The sequence below is a fragment of the Lacticaseibacillus sp. 22 genome, from assembly GCF_055413445.1.
Map to the genome: position 1 here is coordinate 17834 of NZ_JBVAYD010000018.1, position 17829 is coordinate 35662.

General features: G+C 47.3%; 18 protein-coding genes and 1 other annotated feature. Of the genes, 13 read left to right on the forward strand and 5 right to left on the reverse strand.

The annotated features are described in order from the left end of the window. Window positions 1-22 precede the first annotated feature (22 nt). Complete coding sequence (locus ACWP87_RS09155; RefSeq protein WP_014570251.1) at window positions 23-1480, reverse strand: ISNCY family transposase; 1458 nt, start codon at window positions 1478-1480, stop codon at window positions 23-25. A 217-nt stretch (window positions 1481-1697) separates the two neighbouring features. On the opposite strand from ACWP87_RS09155, the gene rpmH reads away from it, so the two are divergent. From rpmH to mnmG, 6 genes are all read left to right on the forward strand, one after another. After that, window positions 1698-1838 (forward strand): 50S ribosomal protein L34, encoded by a 141-nt coding sequence (rpmH, locus tag ACWP87_RS09160; protein WP_003568442.1) that lies wholly within the window; start codon window positions 1698-1700, stop codon window positions 1836-1838. Window positions 1839-2432: 594 nt separating this feature from the next. Continuing rightward, window positions 2433-2789 (forward strand): ribonuclease P protein component, encoded by a 357-nt coding sequence (gene rnpA / locus ACWP87_RS09165; RefSeq protein ID WP_005685694.1) that lies wholly within the window; start codon window positions 2433-2435, stop codon window positions 2787-2789. A 29-nt stretch (window positions 2790-2818) separates the two neighbouring features. Then, the gene (yidC, locus tag ACWP87_RS09170; protein ID WP_005685695.1) at window positions 2819-3655 is read left to right on the forward strand and encodes a membrane protein insertase YidC; all 837 of its coding nucleotides are present in this window, start codon (window positions 2819-2821) and stop codon (window positions 3653-3655) included. Between the two features lie 17 nt (window positions 3656-3672). Continuing rightward, complete coding sequence (gene jag, locus ACWP87_RS09175) at window positions 3673-4440, forward strand: RNA-binding cell elongation regulator Jag/EloR (RefSeq protein ID WP_014570250.1); 768 nt, start codon at window positions 3673-3675, stop codon at window positions 4438-4440. 350 nt (window positions 4441-4790) lie between these two features. Further along, window positions 4791-6179 (forward strand): tRNA uridine-5-carboxymethylaminomethyl(34) synthesis GTPase MnmE, encoded by a 1389-nt coding sequence (gene mnmE, locus ACWP87_RS09180; RefSeq protein WP_005716635.1) that lies wholly within the window; start codon window positions 4791-4793, stop codon window positions 6177-6179. 40 nt (window positions 6180-6219) lie between these two features. Then, complete coding sequence (mnmG, locus tag ACWP87_RS09185; protein ID WP_014570248.1) at window positions 6220-8121, forward strand: tRNA uridine-5-carboxymethylaminomethyl(34) synthesis enzyme MnmG; 1902 nt, start codon at window positions 6220-6222, stop codon at window positions 8119-8121. A 126-nt stretch (window positions 8122-8247) separates the two neighbouring features. Here mnmG and ACWP87_RS09190 read toward each other — a convergent pair whose 3' ends face one another. Next, window positions 8248-9867, reverse strand: coding sequence for an ATP-binding cassette domain-containing protein (locus ACWP87_RS09190; protein ID WP_014570247.1), 1620 nt, complete (start codon window positions 9865-9867; stop codon window positions 8248-8250). A gap of 299 nt (window positions 9868-10166) precedes the next feature. On the opposite strand from ACWP87_RS09190, the gene ACWP87_RS09195 reads away from it, so the two are divergent. The 5 genes from ACWP87_RS09195 to ACWP87_RS09215 all read left to right on the forward strand — a co-directional run bounded on the left by ACWP87_RS09195 (window position 10167) and on the right by ACWP87_RS09215 (window position 13387). Continuing rightward, window positions 10167-10385, forward strand: a complete 219-nt coding sequence (locus ACWP87_RS09195) for a hypothetical protein (RefSeq protein ID WP_005685704.1) — start codon at window positions 10167-10169, stop codon at window positions 10383-10385. Window positions 10386-10524: 139 nt separating this feature from the next. Then, on the forward strand, window positions 10525-10731 hold the full coding sequence (locus ACWP87_RS09200) for a hypothetical protein (protein WP_005685706.1): 207 nt from the start codon (window positions 10525-10527) through the stop codon (window positions 10729-10731). 205 nt (window positions 10732-10936) lie between these two features. Next, the gene (locus ACWP87_RS09205; RefSeq protein ID WP_005685707.1) at window positions 10937-11701 is read left to right on the forward strand and encodes a threonine/serine exporter family protein; all 765 of its coding nucleotides are present in this window, start codon (window positions 10937-10939) and stop codon (window positions 11699-11701) included. A 1-nt stretch (window position 11702) separates the two neighbouring features. Continuing rightward, window positions 11703-12191 carry a threonine/serine exporter family protein gene (locus ACWP87_RS09210; RefSeq protein ID WP_005685708.1) on the forward strand — a complete coding sequence of 163 codons (489 nt, stop codon included), beginning with the start codon at window positions 11703-11705 and terminating at the stop codon, window positions 12189-12191. Continuing rightward, on the forward strand, window positions 12188-13387 hold the full coding sequence (locus ACWP87_RS09215) for an amidohydrolase (protein ID WP_014570246.1): 1200 nt from the start codon (window positions 12188-12190) through the stop codon (window positions 13385-13387). The genes ACWP87_RS09210 and ACWP87_RS09215 overlap by 4 nt, the downstream gene beginning before the upstream one ends. 199 nt (window positions 13388-13586) lie before the next feature. Here ACWP87_RS09215 and ACWP87_RS09220 read toward each other — a convergent pair whose 3' ends face one another. The 3 genes from ACWP87_RS09220 to ACWP87_RS09230 form a co-directional block, all read right to left on the reverse strand. Next, window positions 13587-13784 carry a hypothetical protein gene (locus ACWP87_RS09220; RefSeq protein WP_005685710.1) on the reverse strand — a complete coding sequence of 66 codons (198 nt, stop codon included), beginning with the start codon at window positions 13782-13784 and terminating at the stop codon, window positions 13587-13589. Beyond that, window positions 13777-13953, reverse strand: a complete 177-nt coding sequence (locus ACWP87_RS09225; protein WP_005685711.1) for a hypothetical protein — start codon at window positions 13951-13953, stop codon at window positions 13777-13779. Before ACWP87_RS09225 ends, ACWP87_RS09220 begins: the two co-directional genes overlap by 8 nt. A 376-nt stretch (window positions 13954-14329) precedes the next feature. Next, window positions 14330-15415, reverse strand: a complete 1086-nt coding sequence (locus tag ACWP87_RS09230; protein ID WP_005685712.1) for an iron-containing alcohol dehydrogenase family protein — start codon at window positions 15413-15415, stop codon at window positions 14330-14332. Between the two features lie 205 nt (window positions 15416-15620). Further along, window positions 15621-15839: a binding site (T-box leader), on the forward strand. 297 nt (window positions 15840-16136) lie between these two features. Here ACWP87_RS09230 and ACWP87_RS09235 point away from each other — a divergent pair. Both ACWP87_RS09235 and ACWP87_RS09240 read left to right on the forward strand, forming a co-directional pair. Then, on the forward strand, window positions 16137-16976 hold the full coding sequence (locus ACWP87_RS09235) for a MetQ/NlpA family ABC transporter substrate-binding protein (protein ID WP_005685714.1): 840 nt from the start codon (window positions 16137-16139) through the stop codon (window positions 16974-16976). 29 nt (window positions 16977-17005) lie between these two features. Next, complete coding sequence (locus ACWP87_RS09240) at window positions 17006-17788, forward strand: carbon-nitrogen family hydrolase (protein ID WP_014570245.1); 783 nt, start codon at window positions 17006-17008, stop codon at window positions 17786-17788. Window positions 17789-17829: the final 41 nt, after the last annotated feature.

The window sequence follows — 17829 nt, forward strand, 5'->3', positions numbered from 1 at the left end:
ATTGGACGCGAAATGATCCTGATTAGACGTGGCTTGTTTGTGAATTTCGAACTGGATAACGATCATTAACCAGCCATTTGATTTGTTCGCTGTCGAGGCCTAGAGAATCAAGATAATCTCGATAGTTTGCTCGACGCCATGGATGCGTTATAGCGGGGACTTTCCTAGCTTTTTTAGGGGTGGCGGGTTCAGGCGGTGTTAGATCGAATTTAGCGGAGAAGGCATACTCCCTTGGCACGCAAAAGAGGTCATAAACCTGATCGTCGTCTGTCGTCATATAAAGCTTGCCAGTAAAGCTCTTGATGACTAGTACTTTGGTGTGTGGCGGTAAATAGATAAGCTCGCCATTTCGATGTGGCAGATAGCGCTTGTTTTCAAAGCGGATGCAGTGGCCATGGCCGATGCTGCGTTCATTGGCAATAATCAAGATATTGTCAATTTCCTTTGGGGTTAGTTGCTTCTCAAATACTGACATGTTACTTTTAATGGGCGATGCGAAACGGTTGTTGTGGCGCTTAATAAAGCCGACCAAAAACCGATTGGCATCTGCGATTGTGTTGACGTTATGCAGCCTTAGTTCACTTGTGAGCCGATCTTGAAAAGTCTCCAGAAGCCGTTCTATACGGCCTTTACCTTGTGGAACACTGGTGACCAAAAGTTCTGTTCCAAGCGTTTGGCAGGCATAACCGAAGCGTGTGAGAGGGTTCTCGGTCGAAGGTGAGCCCTCTTTTTTATTGCTGTTAAACACGGTTCGCCGGTCAGTTAGAAATTCAGCTGGAGCGCCATAATTGCGAAGGATTTGGGCAAAAACATGATAGTAACCGCTCAGGGTCTCTTGTTGGGCAAAGTAGCCGCCGACAACATTTCCGGATTGATCATCAATAGCGGCGTGTAAGGTGGCTTTTTGAGTGCCAAACCAGTGTTCACATGAAGCGTCCATTTGAACCAGTTCGCCAGCGTAACGTTTCCGAGGACGTTCTGGGTGGGCTTTGATGTTTTCAACGGCTTCGATAGCTGACAGGGTAGCTTCGTCACGTTTCGAAAGTAGCTCCACCTTTTTCTCTTTGGCTTTTAGCTCGCGTTTGACACGACGCTTGGTGGCCTTGTGCGCTTTAGGAGAAAGAATCTGTTTTTTTCTGAATAAGAGTCGGAGTGAAGATTCGGAGATAGTGATTTGCTCGTCGGTGGTTAAAAATTCATGGAAATGGGCGATGTTGAACCCGGCATATTTATTTGTGTACAGATGAATGATTTGGCGCTCAAGTTGCGCATTGCGTTTGTTGGCAGGCTCACGACCAGCGTTGCCATGGATAAAACCGTCTTTGCCCTGATGCTTGTATAGTTGGATTAAACGGTAAATGGTTCGCTCTGAACGTTTGAGCCTGACTGCTGCGCGTTGAATTGAGGTTTTACCATTAACCACTGCTTTGATAACTCGGTAACGTTCTTCTTCTCTCATCGTTAAGACAACCTTCTTCATGTGATTCCTCCTAGATGTATTCTTCTAAGAGGTTACAGATTTTGTGACACTTTGGCTAACTGCTTACTTAAGACAATATCGCTTGCGATCGACAAAGATGTACGATGTCAGTGAAAAAGCCTTGACGCGGCTTGCTTCCTCGTGTAAACTCGGATGATGTCTGATAATGCAAGTCATCTTAATAAGATAAATCGGTTTTAACTAGGAGGTGTCGTCAATGACAACCAAGCGGACTTTCCAACCAAAGAAACGTCACCGCGAACGTGTTCATGGTTTCATGAAGCGGATGAGCACAAAGAACGGCCGCAAAGTTTTAGCACGCCGTCGCGCTAAAGGACGTAAAGTATTATCTGCCTAAGCCACTGACCGCGTCAGTGGTTTTTTTTAGAGCAGAGCGCGAACCAGCGCGGTTAGAAACCGGAGTATAAGTGGCCTCAGACCCCAATGGCTGGGTTTTGGCCATTGGGGTCTGAGGTCCTTATACGCAGGTTTCTGCGCTGGAGAGCGCGTTTCGGAGCCGTAATTGGTCGGCCGGGTTTTGGCCATTGGGGTTCAGAGGTCCTTATACGCAGGTTTCTGCGCTGGAGAGCGCGTTTCGGAGCCGTCAACAGTTGCAAAAGGCAGCCCTGCTAAGAGCGCGCATCTTCTGCAATCAATCGGTACGTTCTTGAACCACTCGCACCATCACCAAGCGACTAATTAGCACAGCAAAGGCAGTCACCGAAAACGCTTGCCCGCATTTTTTCATGAATGACCCGGCACCGCGGTTAACCCATGCGCTGACACGTCACAACCAATGAACGGCAATGACCCGATTGTTGGTCGTTGTCGTTCATTTGCGTTTATGAGGCTGTTTAGCGGGCTGAAAAGAAACCTGTCGTTAGCCGCTGATACATATAGGAAAACATCTTGTCATCTTGTATACTTAGAACCAGATTGTGAGGGAGCATCATTGCGCAAGTCATATCGGATCAAAAAAGAAGTTGAATTTCAAAATGTGTTTGACCATGGTGATTCGGTTGCCAATCGTAATTTTGTGATCTATCACATGAAACGCGATCAACCGCATTTTCGGGTGGGCATCTCTGTAGGCAAAAAAGTCGGCCACACTGCCGTCATGCGTAATCAGATAAAACGCTATATTCGCCAGAGTCTGTTGGAGCTAAAGCCTGAGATTGATCCCCAGACTGATTTTTTGGTTATCGCGCGTAAGTCCGCTAATCAGCTTGATATGGCTGAGACAAAGAAGAACCTGATACATGTCATGCGGTTGGCGGGCATCCTGAACGAAGATATCGAGGTCATTTGACCATGTTGAGATTAAGAGAGGGATTATTTGTGAAAAATCGTCAATTCAAACGCCTGCTCGTCATTGTGAGCATGCTGAGTCTGGTCTTTCTTCTGACTGCCTGTGGAACGGCACCGGTGTCAGAAAACAGTACCGGATTCTGGGATCGCTATGTGGTTTATACTGCCGGTCAATTTGTTATCTGGCTGGCCAATTTGTTTGGTGGGAATCCTGGTGTCGGGATCATCGCCTTTACCTTAATTATCCGGATTTTGATTTTCCCGTTGAGCTATCTGTCCATCAAGAGCATGGCCAAGCAGCAGGAAATCGCCCCGCAGTTAAAAGAACTACAGAAAAAATACAGTTCAAAAGACACCGAAACCCAAACCAAACTCCGCGACGAGACGCAAAAGCTTTATGCGTCAGCTGGCGTTAACCCGGTGATGGGCTGTTTGCCGATTGTGATCCAGATGCCGTTCCTGATCGCACTATATCAAGCGATTTTACGAACTTCTTCATTGCAATCCGGGACTTTTCTATGGATGAACCTGTCACAACCTGACCCATTGTGGATTATGCAGATTCTGGCAACCTTATTTACTTTGGGAACCAGTATTTTATCGATGATGGCCCAACCGACCCGCAATTCAAGCAGCTGGGTGATGATGATCATTTCACCGGCTATGATTTTTGTATTCTCCGTTACGTTGCCAAGTGCGCTGGCCATTTACTGGGTTGTTACCAACGCCTTTTCAATGGTTCAGCAATTGTTGATTCAAAATCCGTTTAAGATTCGGCGTGAACGTGAAGAAAAAGCACGGGCCGAGAAGGAAAAAGAACGCGCACTTAGAAAAGCGTATAAAAAAGCGACCAAACGGCGTAAATAACAACGGGAGGAAGCAAGATGCCAACCTTTCAAGGCAGTACGATTCAAAGAGCCATCGAGGCCGGACTCAAACAACTTGGCTTACCGCGTGATGCCGTGAGTGTCCAAGTGGTTCAGGAAAATAAGAATGGCTTCCTTGGATTCATGCGCAAGCCAGCGATTGTTAACTTGAAACCACTCGAACCACCGGCAGATCCCGCGCCTGATCCTAAAGCGAAAGAACCTGCCACCGGGAAATCAAGCGCTAGCAAACTAGCGGTGGCGTTAACCGATAGCGCCGGTAAAAAGATTGCCAGCGCATTTAACGACATCACCACTAAAAAGCGCGATAATCAAACGGCGCTGGCCATGGTGCAAAGTTATTTGGAAGATATTACTAGCGGCATGGGGATCAAAACCCAAGTCAGCAGCGAGCGCCAAGGTAATACCGTTACCTTTCAACTCAAAACCAATGAGGAAGGCTTGCTAATCGGCAAACATGGCAAGATTATCAATGCGATTCAATACTTAGCGCAAACCGAGTTTAACCACTATGGTAAAAGCAAGTGGACCATCATGCTGGACGTCGGCGACTATCGCGAACGCCGCCAAGCAACCGTGACCCGCTTAGCTGAACGAACCGCGCGCGAAGTTCTGGCAACCGGCAAAGCCATTTACTTAGACCCAATGCCATCGTTTGAACGCAAGGCGATCCATACAACACTGGCGGACAATCAATACGTCGACACCCATTCCGAAGGCGTCGATCCCCGGCGCTATGTCGTCGTCACCCCCAAACGCCCGTAACTAACTTTTGACAAGTAAGCAACATTTAAGTATGATGATCACAGTTTAATCACGATGAAGTAGTCAAAGTGCTTTATCCAGCCTTTCCCAACGATAAGGAAAGACTGGGTTCTGCGCTTTTTTTGTGAGCGCGACCCGGCGCGGTTAGGGACCGGAGTGTAAGCGGCCTTGGTCGTGATGGCCGGGTCTTGGCCATTGCGACCAAGGTCCTTACACGCAGACTTCTGCGCCAGGGAGCGCGTTATGATCGAGCGCGACCCAGCGTAGGATTCAAACGTCTTACACCAAAGCATCCACTCATTTTCCAACCAACACAGCGATTCTCACATCATCAAAAGGAGTTTTTGCATATGGCGACATCTATTACGGCTTATGACACAATTGCAGCCATCTCGACACCGCCTGGCGAAGGAGCGATTAGTATTGTTCGTTTAAGTGGCGAAACGGCTGTTGCCACTGCCAATAAGGTTTTTAAAGGCAAAGATCTCACCCAAGTTAAAAGTCATACCATTCATTACGGTCATATTGTCGATCCCGAAACCGGTGATTTGATTGATGAAGTCATGGTCAGCGTTATGCTGGCGCCAAAGACGTTCACGCGTGAAGATGTTGTGGAAATTAATTGTCATGGCGGGATCGTGGCGACCAATCGGATTCTGCAATTATTGCTTGGCGAAGGGGCGCGTATGGCTGAGCCGGGGGAATTCACGAAGCGCGCCTTTTTAAACGGCCGCATTGACTTGACCGAGGCGGAATCGGTGATGGATCTGATTCGAGCAAAAACGGATCGCGCCATGCAGGTGGCCGTCAATCAGCTTGATGGGAACCTGCACCATTTAATCAAACAGCTGCGGCAGGAAATTCTTGAAGTGTTGGCTCAAGTCGAAGTTAATATCGACTATCCGGAGTACGATACGGACGAAATGACAACTAAAATGCTTTTGGAAAAGGCCCAAACCGTCAAAAAGGCGATCGAGCAGCTCCTAACTACCGCCAGTCAGGGAAAAGTGTTGCGCGAAGGCTTGGCCACTGCCATTGTCGGCCGGCCAAATGTTGGAAAAAGCTCGTTACTGAATCACATGTTGCACGAAGACAAGGCGATTGTGACGGACGTTGCCGGTACGACGCGCGATGTCCTTGAAGAATACGTCAATGTTCGCGGGGTTCCGTTGAAGCTTGTTGATACAGCCGGAATTCACGACACCACCGATAAAGTCGAAAAAATCGGCGTGGAACGTTCCCGGCAGGCAATTACGCAGGCAGATCTGATTTTACTGGTCTTGGATCAAAGCGAGCCGCTGACAACGGAAGACAAGCAGCTGCTTGCGGCAACGGCTGATAAGAAACGGATCATCGTGTTGAACAAACAGGATTTGCCTGCGCGTTTAGACACGGCGGCGTTGCTGCAATTGGTTGATGCCGATGAAATCATCAAAACCGCCATTCCAACTAGTGATGGCATGGATGCACTGGATGAGCGAATTGCCAAACTCTTCTTTGGCGGCATTGAAAATAGTCAGGGAACAGTCATGGTCTCCAACGCGCGCCAAATCGGCCTATTGCGGCAAGCTAGCAAAAGCCTGGACGCGGTCATGGCCGGGATTCATGCCGGGATGCCGATTGATTTAGTGCAAATTGATATGACCGCGGCCTGGGACAAGCTTGGCGAAATTACTGGCGAAAGTGCCCCAGATGAATTAATTACCCAGCTATTCAGTCAGTTCTGTCTGGGTAAGTAGCGCATGGGCGTGTGAAAAACAGATGCTTGGAGGAAAACAGATGCCTGAAGTAAAGAAATTTGAAGCCGGCACTTATGATGTCATCGTTGTCGGTGCTGGTCACGCTGGTTGTGAAGCGGCCTTGGCTGCGGCACGTATGGGCGAAAAGACATTATTACTGACAATCAGCCTGGAAATGTTGGCATTTATGCCATGTAATCCCAGCTTAGGCGGTCCGGCCAAAGGAATTGTAGTTCGTGAAATTGATGCCCTCGGCGGTGAAATGGGGAAGAATATTGATCGGACGTACATCCAGATGCGCATGCTCAACACGGGTAAAGGTCCGGCAGTGCGCGCATTACGTGCCCAAGCGGATAAAGCGGCTTATCACCGCAGTATGAAACACGTCATTGAAGACACGCCGCATTTGGATTTACGGCAGGGACTCGCTACCGAAGTGCTGGTCGAAGATGGTAAGGCAGTCGGCATCGTGGCGGCTACCGGGGCGATTTATCGCGCCAAAAGTATTGTGTTAACGGCTGGCACCAGTTCCCGCGGTAAAATTATTATCGGCGAACTCATGTATAGTTCCGGCCCTAATAACAGTCTGCCAAGCATTAAGCTTTCTGAAAACCTGGAGCAGCTGGGCTTTAAACTGCGCCGCTTCAAAACCGGAACCCCGCCGCGTGTTAACGGCAATACGATTGACTTTTCCAAAACCGAAGAACAGCCAGGCGATAAAACACCGAATCATTTTAGTTTTACAACGCCGGATTCGGTTTATCTCAAAGATCAGTTGAGTTGTTGGATGACTTACACCAACGCGACGACCCATCAGATTATTCGGGAGAATCTGGATCGCGCGCCGATGTTTTCCGGTGTGATTAAGGGAGTTGGCCCGCGTTACTGTCCATCCATTGAAGATAAAATTGTTCGCTTCGCCGATAAGCCGCGGCATCAATTATTCTTGGAACCTGAAGGCCGCGACACCTCGGAATATTATGTGGGGGACTTTTCAACGTCCATGCCCGAAGAAATCCAGTTGAAAATGCTGCATAGTGTGGCGGGATTGGAGCATGCCGAACTCATGCGCGCCGGTTATGCCATCGAGTATGATGTCATTGAACCGTGGCAGTTGAAAGCAACGTTGGAAACTAAGGTTGTGGAGAATTTGTATACCGCCGGACAAATGAACGGTACCAGTGGTTATGAAGAAGCAGCCGGTCAGGGAATTGTGGCCGGGATTAATGCTGCCCGCCGCGCTCAAGGCAAAGGTCCCTTCACGTTGAAGCGTTCAGATGCTTATATTGGCGTGATGATAGATGATCTCGTGACAAAAGGAACGAATGAACCGTATCGTTTGTTAACCAGCCGCGCCGAGTATCGGTTGTTACTGCGTCATGACAATGCGGATCTGCGCTTAACGCCAATGGGACATGAACTTGGCCTGATTAGTGATCAACGCTATGCTGACTTTTTGGCTAAGCGTCAAGCCATTACCGATGAATTAGCGCGCCTTGAGCACACCCGCCTGAAGCCCAAGGATGTCAACCCGTGGCTTGAAGCTCATCATTTTGCCCCTCTTAAAGATGGGGTCTTAGCCAGCGACTTCTTAAAGCGTCCGGAAATCAATTATCAGACGCTAGAACAGTTCTTACCGGAAAACCCAACCTTGGATCATCGGGTGATTGAACAGGTTGAGATCCAAATCAAATACGCCGGCTACATTGCCAAAGAAGAAGCCAGTGTGGCCAAGTTGAAGCGGCTTGAAGGCAAAAAGATTCCGGCACGTATCAACTACGAAGCAATCAATGGCTTAGCAACCGAGGCACGGCAAAAGCTGGTTAAGATTCAACCGGAAACCATTGCCCAAGCAAGCCGAATCAGTGGCGTTAATCCGGCTGATGTCGCTATTTTGTCCGTGTATATTGAGCAGGGACGAATTAGTAAGGTGGCACAGTAACGGGTTGCTGGAGAAGGTACTAAGAATATTTGTATTAAAAAAACCGCGGTCAGTGTGATCGCGGTTTTTTTGAACCCAGAGCTGCTCCCGGTAGATTCGTTACACCTATGCAAAACACCATGGCGATTAGCTAGTAAGCGATGCACCCAGTAAGTTCTTCTTTACGTGAATCCCGTTTTCTTTGGCTAACGCGCTATCATAATGGTGAGCGACTTCGATGACAATTGAAGGGAGTGAGTACATTAATTTTCTGATCTTATAAGCATTCGCGTCATCTAGGTTTGCCGAGATTTCATCGAATAAGAAGATGGGGCTTTGTCTTAATAATCCACGAGCAATCGCGATTCTTTGCGCCTGCCCGCCTGATAAATTGGAGCCATTGTCGCGGATGTGTGTTTCCAACGCATTGTTGCCTAGTTCGCGACCTAAGCCGACTAAATTTAAAATATGATGAAGCGTTTCATCCGAGTAATTTTGATACAACGTAATATTTTCACGCAAAGTTGCATTAAACAACCATACGTCTTGGGAAACCAGAACAAAATCACCTGTAGTAATCGGGCGCCCCTGGAAGCGAATCGAGCCGTTTGTCGGTTTTATTCGTCCGGTAATGGTCTTTAACAGCGTTGACTTACCAATACCAGAGGGACCGGTTACAATGATTTTTTCACCTGGAGCCAGAGTTAGGTTTAGATGGTTGAATATAACGTGCTGGTCACGCTGAACCGATAAGTTATTAATTGCTAATGTTTTCGGTTCTTTGGCGGCGGGCTGAGATTCCTTGGCGTTAGGCGTAAGAAAGACATTTTTGACAATAGGCACGCGTCGTAACTTTTCAGTGCTGACAATCTTGGTTTGAATCTGCGTGAGTTGGCGAATACCACTGATTACGGAGTCTGCGGTTAAAGTTAACGTCACAATAATGCCTTTAGTGACACCGAACCACCCATTTCTTAAAAAGATAATGCCAATAAAGATAGGGGATAAATAGGCAAAAATGGCAAACGACCACGATACAAATTGAATCCAGTACTGATACGTATTCATTCGTTCATACTCTGCTTCTTCATGGTTAAGCTTGTTGTTAAAGCGAGCATAAAAGGCGGGTCCGGCCCCAAAATTAATGATGTCAAATCTGCCGCGAAATAAGTCCTTAATGATGAGCATCAAATCAGCATTGGCATGTGTCCATTTCTCGGTTTGGCGCGTCAGTTTATTTCTGCCAAAAGCGCTGGGCAATAGCGATATTAATGAAAACAGTAGATAAATTAAACTTAAAACGAAATTGAGTTTGAGTAGGACAATCACTGATCCAATCAAAGTAATACTGCTTTGAAGGACTGTTAGCAACGACTCAAAGTAGCTTTGTTCAACTTGTTTGGCTACACCGTCAACACGGTTAATGACGTCGGATACTTCAGATGACTCGGAAAGTGACTTCGAAAGGGCATCATCAAAATAGTCCTTCTTTAGTGCTTGGTTAAGTAACCTAATGGCTCGTTGTCCGGCTTTGACAAAGTAATATTCTGCAACGGCAGTGATCGCAAAGGAACCAACAGCAAAGAAAATGAATTCAGCTAGCTTCAGGTTATCCGAAAAGTCAAGTTCAACAAGCTGGCCCAAAACCAAGCCTGACAAAAGTTGCTGGAAAGCACTGGCAAGCGCGAAACAAACAAGTTTGACTTTTAATAAGGCGGGTAATTGATGCGACACCCAACGCAAATTGATTTTTCTGTATGTATTCATTTTAATTACTCCTTGCACGCTATCAAAAACCGTTGCTAAAGCGGAGTCGCAAAATCGAAGGGAGTGTATCAGTATATGGACGAAAACGACTCCTAAAGATATTAGTTACCAGTCAACCCCTTTTTTTGAGATTGTCAAGATGAACCGCGAACAAATTGCTGAACTAGGGATTAAACGAGCAGAAGTTGCCCTGTGAAAACAAATAAATTTATATTATGCTGGAAGCAGTATTAGCTATACCACCTAGTCAATTTTCAAGTGTCGTTCGTGCCCGTAATTAAAAGGAGTTGTCCAATTTGATGAAGCAAAGTCTAGTCCAGTCCGTGTGGTTTGTTTTCCTGTTGATCCTAGCTTTTGTGCCTATTTTCGGCATTTTACCCGGTGTTTATCTCTTGGTAACCAGTCAACATGCAGCTAACTTGCAGCCGATGAAGGGATGGATCAAAGGGGCGCTTGTTACTCAGGGATGTTACGTGGTCGCACTGCTTTTAATCGCGTTCTTCTTCGTCCCGCGGTAAGCTTCATTCGTGTGTCGCCGATAACCTGTGAGGCAGGGTTTTTGTGCTAGAGGCAAAACCTTGGTATCCTGAGAGCGGTCAGCGATATTCGCGATGAATGGCGACCAATCGCAGGCACAAATTTGTGAGGTATACCGATATGATCGCTTTTTTACCCCGGATCTTGTTGTCTGGGCTCATGCTACTGATGGTTGTTATGTTGGTACTCTGGCTGTTTGCTATTTGGAAGAAAAGCCAGTTTTCGCTCCTGTTGAAATGCGCGCTGACGCTGTTGATCGTCGTGCTGATGCTGGCAGCATTTTATGTCATTTTAGGCATTTTATTGTTTGCAGTTAATACGCCTTAGTTGGATGAACATAACATATGCTGAGAAAAAGTGTTTGCTTAGGCGGGCACTTTTTTCATTGGTTAATGAAAGAAACCAATGAAACTAATTTTCGACTTTGTTAGTACGTTTCAATAAAAAACATGGCGGGTTGCTTGCTACTGACGCGAAAAAAGCCGACAATTAGTAAAACGCCATGCGATAACGCGGTAAGGAGCAAGGGATCATGAGCCAGCCTGATACAGAGGAAATCTTAGAGGTATGCGGCAAGGTCGGGGAGATCATGCTCAATGCGGGCGCGGAGACGTCCCGCATTGAGACGACGGTTGAATATATTGGCCATGCTGCCGGTGCCAAGGTGGCTTGTTATGCAACTATTACAGCTGTTTTTGTCAGTTTGGAGAATGAAAGCCGCACGCGATTGATCAAATCCTCTTTGGGTGGGTTTAATTTACAGAAAGTCGATGAATTGAATCAGCTTTCCCGTGAGTTTGTGGCTCATCAGATTACGTTTGATGCTCTGAAACAAGAAGTGGCCCGGATTGAGCGGCAAGTGATTAATTTTCCTTGGTGGGCGCGGATACTTGGTGCCGGCTGGGTGTCGGTGGCGCCGATGCTGCTTTTTAAAGCGACCAATGGCGACTTGGCCTGGGCTTTTTTTGTCGGGATCTTTGGTTATCTTGCGGCTGAGTTGGTTGCCCGGAAAACGACGACACCCTACTTTAAGGAAGCAACAGGTGCGTTTGTGGTGGCTATTTTAGCGGAGTTGCTGGCTAATATTGGCTGGGGTGCCAGTTCGGGGAACATCATTATCAGTGCCTTGATGCCGTTGGTGCCAGGGGTGGCGATTACCAATGCGATTCGGGAAATCTTGTCGCGTCAGATTATTAGCGGCATTGTCCGAACAGTTGATGCGGTTTTTGTTGCCGGGGCGATTGGTTCTGGCGTTGTCATTGCCATTGTGTTGACCCAAGTCATAGGGGGACGGTAACGTGCGATTACTGGTTGAGTTTATCGTGAGTGTTTTATCAAGCATTGGTTTTGGCGTGATCACCAATATTCCTAAACGGGCATTGCTACCGGCAGGCATTACGGGTGGCGTGTCGTGGTGTGCGTATTGGCTGATTAGTCTTCAGGATCATAGCCTAGTGTTGCCTAACTTTACCGCAACCGTGGTGATTGGCTTGTTAGGTAATTATTTTGCCATCCGTCATCGGGTGCCGGTCAATACCATTTACATACCAAGCTTAGTCTCACTTGTCCCAGGCGGCATTGCGTATCTAGGCGCGCGTAGTTTTACCATGGGAAAAGCCGCGAGTGCAGCCCAGCAGATTTATAATGTCATCTTGATTGCCATGGCCTTGGCAGTCGGGTTTGTCGTGGCGGAGGTTATTTTCAAAGCCATGCGCCCATTTTTGATTCGCTTCATTGCTAAGTTACCTAAAGTTCAGACAAAATCACGGAGGGGAAAATCAGCATGAGTTTATTGGCAACCTTGTTACAGGCGCTGGATGACGATGAACAGGAAATGATTGCGATTCGCCGGCAGCTGCATGCACATCCGGAAGTATCGTTTCACGAGAAACAAACGGCTGCTTATATCAAAGCCTATTACGCTGCGTTGGATATGCCAGTCGTGCCATGTGGTGACGGTTATGGCATGTACGTCGATATTGAAGGCGGGCAGCCGGGGCCGAAATTGGCGTTACGGGCGGACTTTGATGCGTTGGCGATTCAGGAAGATAATGAGCTCCCGTTTAAATCGCAAAATCCCGGGGTCATGCACGCTTGCGGCCATGATGCGCACACGGCTTACTTATTGGTATTGGCCAAGGAATTGAACAAAATTAAAACCCAACTGTCAGGTTCAATTCGGATCATTCATCAACCTGCAGAAGAAGTATCGCCTGGTGGGGCAAAAGGCATGATTGCAGCTGGGGTCTTAGAGGGGGTTACGAATGTCATCGGGGTTCATGTGATGTCGTCAATGCCAACGGGACTCATCGGCTATCATACCGGCGCAACCCAAACTGGCCGGGCCAATTTTACCGATACGATTATCGGCAAAGGCGGCCACGCTTCCATGCCGCATTTGAGCAACGATGCGATTGTGGCTGGCAGTTATTTGGTCACGGCGCTCCAAACCATCGTATCGCGGCGAATCGATCCTTTTGATACGGCCAGCGTCACGATCGGTTCGTTTGACGGGGTTGGCTCATTTAACGCCATCAAACAGGCGGTGGTGTTAAAAGGCGACGTGCGCGTGATGAAGGAAAGTACCCGGCAGATAATTCATCAGCAAATTGTGACGATGAATCACGGGTTAGAAGCCATGTTTGGGGTACAAACCAAGCTGGATTATGACGACAATTATCCGGTTTTGATCAATGATGCGACGTTGACGAATCAGGCCATGGCAGCGATCAAAGCAGCCAAGATTCCCCAAATCACGGCGATCAAGGATACCGGCGTCCAGGATCCGTCTGAAGATTTTGCTTATTTTGCGCAGAAGGTTCCGAGCAGCTTCTTCTACATCGGCTGTCAGCTGCCTGATGGCTCAAACCATCCCCACCACAGTCCTGACTTTATGCTGGACGAAGATGCCATTCTAATCGCGGCCAAGGCTGTAGCTGCTGCGACATTGGGGTATTTGGATCAAAATAAAACCGTACAGTAGTGGCAAAAAATTAGTTGCAAGCGGCTGATGCCTTTGACATTATGAGATAATACGGGATAAAGTTATGCGGCGAGCTGCTAAGGAGATTAGTTTGGACTAGAAAAAAGAATCGAAGCACTTTGCTGCGATTCTTTTTAAGTTGGAATTGTTTGCCAAATACTGCAATTCAAGTTCATTTTGTTCCCTTCGCTTATCCTATTCATGATTTCTGGTCTTCGTCTGCGAATCGCTTGGTCAATATTTCTATTATTGTAACAACTATCCAAATTATTGGGACTATTGTTAATATATTTAAAAGAGATTGCATCAATGTCGCACCAAGCAGCATTCCGAGACCAATATTGGCCAAGGCAAGAATCACCCAAAAGACAAGCTTAAAAACAGGTTTGCTAAACATCAAAAGCTGCGCCTCCGACACCATCCAAATGATCCAATCTCTCAATAACTTCCGGATTTTTGGATTTTGCACCTGATCCTGCGACACTGGCACCGGTGAGGTACTTTTGCGCACCAATGTGGTTAATGGTTTGTCGTTTGGCTGCCTTCACAATAGTAGCGTTCTTCATGTACGTTTCCCTCGTTGATCAATACATGACGTTGCTTTCTTGTCATTAAAGCGCCGGTTTCCTTACGCCTAATATAGAACAACAGATCGGTAACGGGACAAAAATATTTTAACGTTGGGTTTTCCGGAATAATCGTCATTTTTTGGAACAAATAAACGTTAAATCGAGTTTTCTCTACGTTAATTTAAGGAAAAATTCAAGCATGTGATGATGTACTGTACGGTCGAGATTTCAGGTCTTTGAGCCAGACTCTCAGTAGTGAAACGAACAAAACAAATCTAGCCGCAGATGTTATACGGAGGATTAAAAAAGCCTTAGTGAGCATTTCCTCACTAAGGCTTTTCAAATTAACTAACCTGTTGAACATATCGTTTGATTATGCAGCCGCTTCACTCGTAACTGCTTCGACTTTTTCCATTGCAGCCGCAACTTTTTGCGGCGTCAAAGATTTGTCGACCAAGATGAAGGTTTCTTCTGGCTTGGCTGCAAATTCGGCTACTTGAAGGATTTTTTCAGCAACATTTTCGGTAACGTGTAAATCTTCAAGGTTTGTCGGCAGACCAATTTTTTCATAGAAAGGCAATAATGATCGGATCTCGTCATCATCACCGGTTTCGGCCAGCTGAACCAAGATACCATAAGCCACTTTGGAGCCATGTAAAACAGCGTGGGTTTCCGGCAAATATGAAAGTCCGTTATGCGTCGCGTGGGCACCTGCAGCACGGCCGTCAATACCGCCAAAGCCACCGACTTCACCAGCAAGACCGATGATGGTGTCAGCAACTGCTTCAAACGCTGGTGTATCACGACCGGCATCAAGATCAGCTAAGGCTTGCTCGGCGTTTTTAAACAGAATTGCCTGAATGGTCTTGGCGGAGGCGCGACTCAATTGACCGTAAGCATTCAGTTGATCGACTTTGTGGCGGGTGATGCCGTCCATTTCGTACCACTTGGCAAGCGTGTCGCCAATCCCGGCAACGAAAAAGTCGTGCGGTGTGCTAAGCAGTAGGTTGTAATCGACCAAGGTGATGTAGGCTGACTTTTTAAAATATTCTACGTAACTGAAGGTGTGGCCCTGCGCATGATAAATGGCGGCCAAGGGCGTGAAGGGTGCACAGTTAGAGGCGAGGGTAGGGATGCTGACGAGTTCAGCCCCCAAAGTTTCAGCCGCGACTTTCGCGGTGTCGATCAAGCGGCCGGCACCAATACCCACCACGGCATCGGCTTGACCGATTTCGGCAGCCAAGGCATGACCGTTCTCGTCACTGGCAGAGCCATCATAATGATAAACCGGTAAGTTCAACTTGCCAGGATAAGCTTTGGTGAAGGCCGCGAAACTTTTCTCGCCAGTAATGACGACTGGTTTGGTAAAATCCTTTAAGATCGTATCCAAGTAGGCGAGTGCCCCCGTCTCACTGACAAACCGATTAGCGCCGGGACGCAATTCTAAATCCAGCTTCATCGACAAAACCCCTCTCATGTAAATCTCATTTAATGTGATAATTGTTAACATACGCGATGTTATCAATGAAGTCAACCTTAATTTTTAAAAGTTGGCAAATCCCGTGACGTAAGGAAAGAAAGTATGGCGGAAAAAACAAAATGCTTGACATTTCCCAGCGACGCAGATAAACTGCTTTCAACTTTAAAAATAACTGATAAAATGATGAAACATCATGAAGTGGAGAGTAATCAGCAACGCAGCTTTAGAGAGTCGATGGCAGGTGGAAATCGATGCAGGCGTCTGATGAAAATGACCGCGGAATGGATTCGGCGATGAGTCGGGTACGCATTAGGCCTGCGTTAAACGGTCTCGGTGTCAACAGGCATCGTAGAGGTTACACGGTAACGAACCAGGGTGGTACCCCGACACTGTCGGCCCTGCTGAATCAATTTTTTGATTCAGCAGGGCCCTTTTTTGTTAAGCGTGAGCAGGAGCGCTTAGAAGTCGGAGTGTAAGCGGCCTCAGTCGTGATGACCCGGGTTTGGTCATTACGACTGAGGTCCTTACACGCAGACTTCTGCGCAGGGAGGAAGGCGTTATGGCTTGAGCACCAGCCGACCCTAGTGACCATGTTATCTTTTTCGTTTTCTTAACCCGCTCATCCCGTCCATCACTCTTATCAGTAACGCAAACACACCCATGCGCATATAAAACGCATGACAACAAGGAGGCATTTTTAATGAAGAAATGGTTGAAGTTAGGGTTTTCAGCGGTCGTTGCGCTCAGTCTTGTGGTGATTCTAACGGCATGTGGCACAAGTCAAGCTAGCAGCAAGTCTGCCACTGATCAATTGTCGGACAAAACAATTACGGTGGGTGTCACAGCCGGCCCGCACGAACTGATTATGAAACAGGTCGCAAAATTGGCTCAAAAAGACGGTTTGACGATCAAGTTGAAGCAGTTTACCGACTATAACAGTCCGAATGTGGCGTTAAACGATGGCGATTTAGGCGCAAACAGCTATCAGACCCTACCTTTTTTAAAGGAACAGATTAAGTCCAAGAACTTTAAGATTACGCAGGTTTTCAAGACCGTTGCGTTTCCGATGGGCGTTTATTCCAAGAAGATTAAGGATTTGAAGGCACTCAAAAAAGGCGATTCGATTGCGGTACCAAACGACCCGTCTAACGAGTTACGAGCGCTGCAACTTTTCGAAGCTGCTGGTGTTATTAAGCTCAAGGCCGGTATCAGTCAGAAGGCAACTAAGGCCGATGTCGTCTCCAATCCGTTGGGGCTGAAAATTGAAGAACTGGAAGCATCACAGTTGCCGACCCACTTACAGGATGTGGCCGCTGCTGCAATCAATACGAATTTTGCATTTGATGCCGGTCTCACAATCAATCAAGATGCAATTTACCATGAAAAGACGACGAACAACCCTTATCCAAATTATTTTGTTGTCCAGACCAAACATCGTAACGACAAAGTGATTAAGCAAATCAAAAAATATTATCAAAGTCAAACGATTAAAGATTACATCGCTAAGAAATTTAAGGGCTCCATTGTCCCGGCATTTTAGTGAAGCAATCAACCAAAAGAGGGATTGAAATGGCGCAATTAACAATCGCATTAGCCCAAATAGACATTGCATTTGGTCAACCGGAGAAGAATTTTCAGACGGTTGCCACTGCCGTTGCTGAAGCGGCACAACAAGGGGCTGAGGTCGTTGTATTGCCGGAAATGTGGAATACCGGCTATGATCTCGAACATCTGGCCACCACGGCGGATCCGGATGGGTTGCGGACGAAGGCGTTCTTGAGTGCGCTCGCCCAGCAGTATCATCTGGCAATTGTTGGCGGGTCAGTTGCAGCAGCCGAAAGTGGGCGCTTTTATAACCGGAGTTTGACGGTTGATCATCATGGCCGGCAGCTTGCCAAGTACGATAAGGTGCATCGGTTTCGCTTAATGAATGAAGAAAAGTTTATCACAGCCGGAGCAACGGCAGATCATTTTACCCTCGGTGTTCCGGCCAGTGTGGCAATTTGTTATGACTTGCGCTTTCCCGAGTGGTTCCGGCGCATGGCCAGCGATGGGACCCAGCTGTTCTTTCTCCCGGCAGAATGGCCAACACCAAGATTGCCGCAATTTAATGCCTTGCTAGCAGCACGCGCCATTGAAAATCAGGCATATGTGGTCGCGGTGAATCGTGTCGGTAACGATCCGAACAATGCATTTGGCGGACAAAGCCAGGTGGTTGATCCTTTTGGTGAACGGCTGTTGAAGTTAGACGATCAGCCACAGGTGGGGATTGTGACAATTGACCTTGATCGCATTGGGGCCGCACGCCAGCAGATCCCGGTTTTCACGGATCGCCGGCCGGAACTTTATTAAGCCGTCAGTAAAGGTCGCATCGTTGGGCAATCGTTCATGCT

Coding starts and splice junctions, on each gene's coding strand:
- ACWP87_RS09155 (WP_014570251.1), bottom strand. CDS start 1,480: ATGAAGAAGGTTGTCTTAACGATGAGAGAAGAAGAACGTTACCGAGTT.
- rpmH (WP_003568442.1), top strand. CDS start 1,698: ATGACAACCAAGCGGACTTTCCAACCAAAGAAACGTCACCGCGAACGT.
- jag (WP_014570250.1), top strand. CDS start 3,673: ATGCCAACCTTTCAAGGCAGTACGATTCAAAGAGCCATCGAGGCCGGA.
- mnmE (WP_005716635.1), top strand. CDS start 4,791: ATGGCGACATCTATTACGGCTTATGACACAATTGCAGCCATCTCGACA.
- mnmG (WP_014570248.1), top strand. CDS start 6,220: ATGCCTGAAGTAAAGAAATTTGAAGCCGGCACTTATGATGTCATCGTT.
- ACWP87_RS09190 (WP_014570247.1), bottom strand. CDS start 9,867: ATGAATACATACAGAAAAATCAATTTGCGTTGGGTGTCGCATCAATTA.
- ACWP87_RS09195 (WP_005685704.1), top strand. CDS start 10,167: ATGAAGCAAAGTCTAGTCCAGTCCGTGTGGTTTGTTTTCCTGTTGATC.
- ACWP87_RS09200 (WP_005685706.1), top strand. CDS start 10,525: ATGATCGCTTTTTTACCCCGGATCTTGTTGTCTGGGCTCATGCTACTG.
- ACWP87_RS09205 (WP_005685707.1), top strand. CDS start 10,937: ATGAGCCAGCCTGATACAGAGGAAATCTTAGAGGTATGCGGCAAGGTC.
- ACWP87_RS09215 (WP_014570246.1), top strand. CDS start 12,188: ATGAGTTTATTGGCAACCTTGTTACAGGCGCTGGATGACGATGAACAG.
- ACWP87_RS09220 (WP_005685710.1), bottom strand. CDS start 13,784: ATGTTTAGCAAACCTGTTTTTAAGCTTGTCTTTTGGGTGATTCTTGCC.
- ACWP87_RS09225 (WP_005685711.1), bottom strand. CDS start 13,953: ATGAAGAACGCTACTATTGTGAAGGCAGCCAAACGACAAACCATTAAC.
- ACWP87_RS09230 (WP_005685712.1), bottom strand. CDS start 15,415: ATGAAGCTGGATTTAGAATTGCGTCCCGGCGCTAATCGGTTTGTCAGT.
- ACWP87_RS09235 (WP_005685714.1), top strand. CDS start 16,137: ATGAAGAAATGGTTGAAGTTAGGGTTTTCAGCGGTCGTTGCGCTCAGT.
- ACWP87_RS09240 (WP_014570245.1), top strand. CDS start 17,006: ATGGCGCAATTAACAATCGCATTAGCCCAAATAGACATTGCATTTGGT.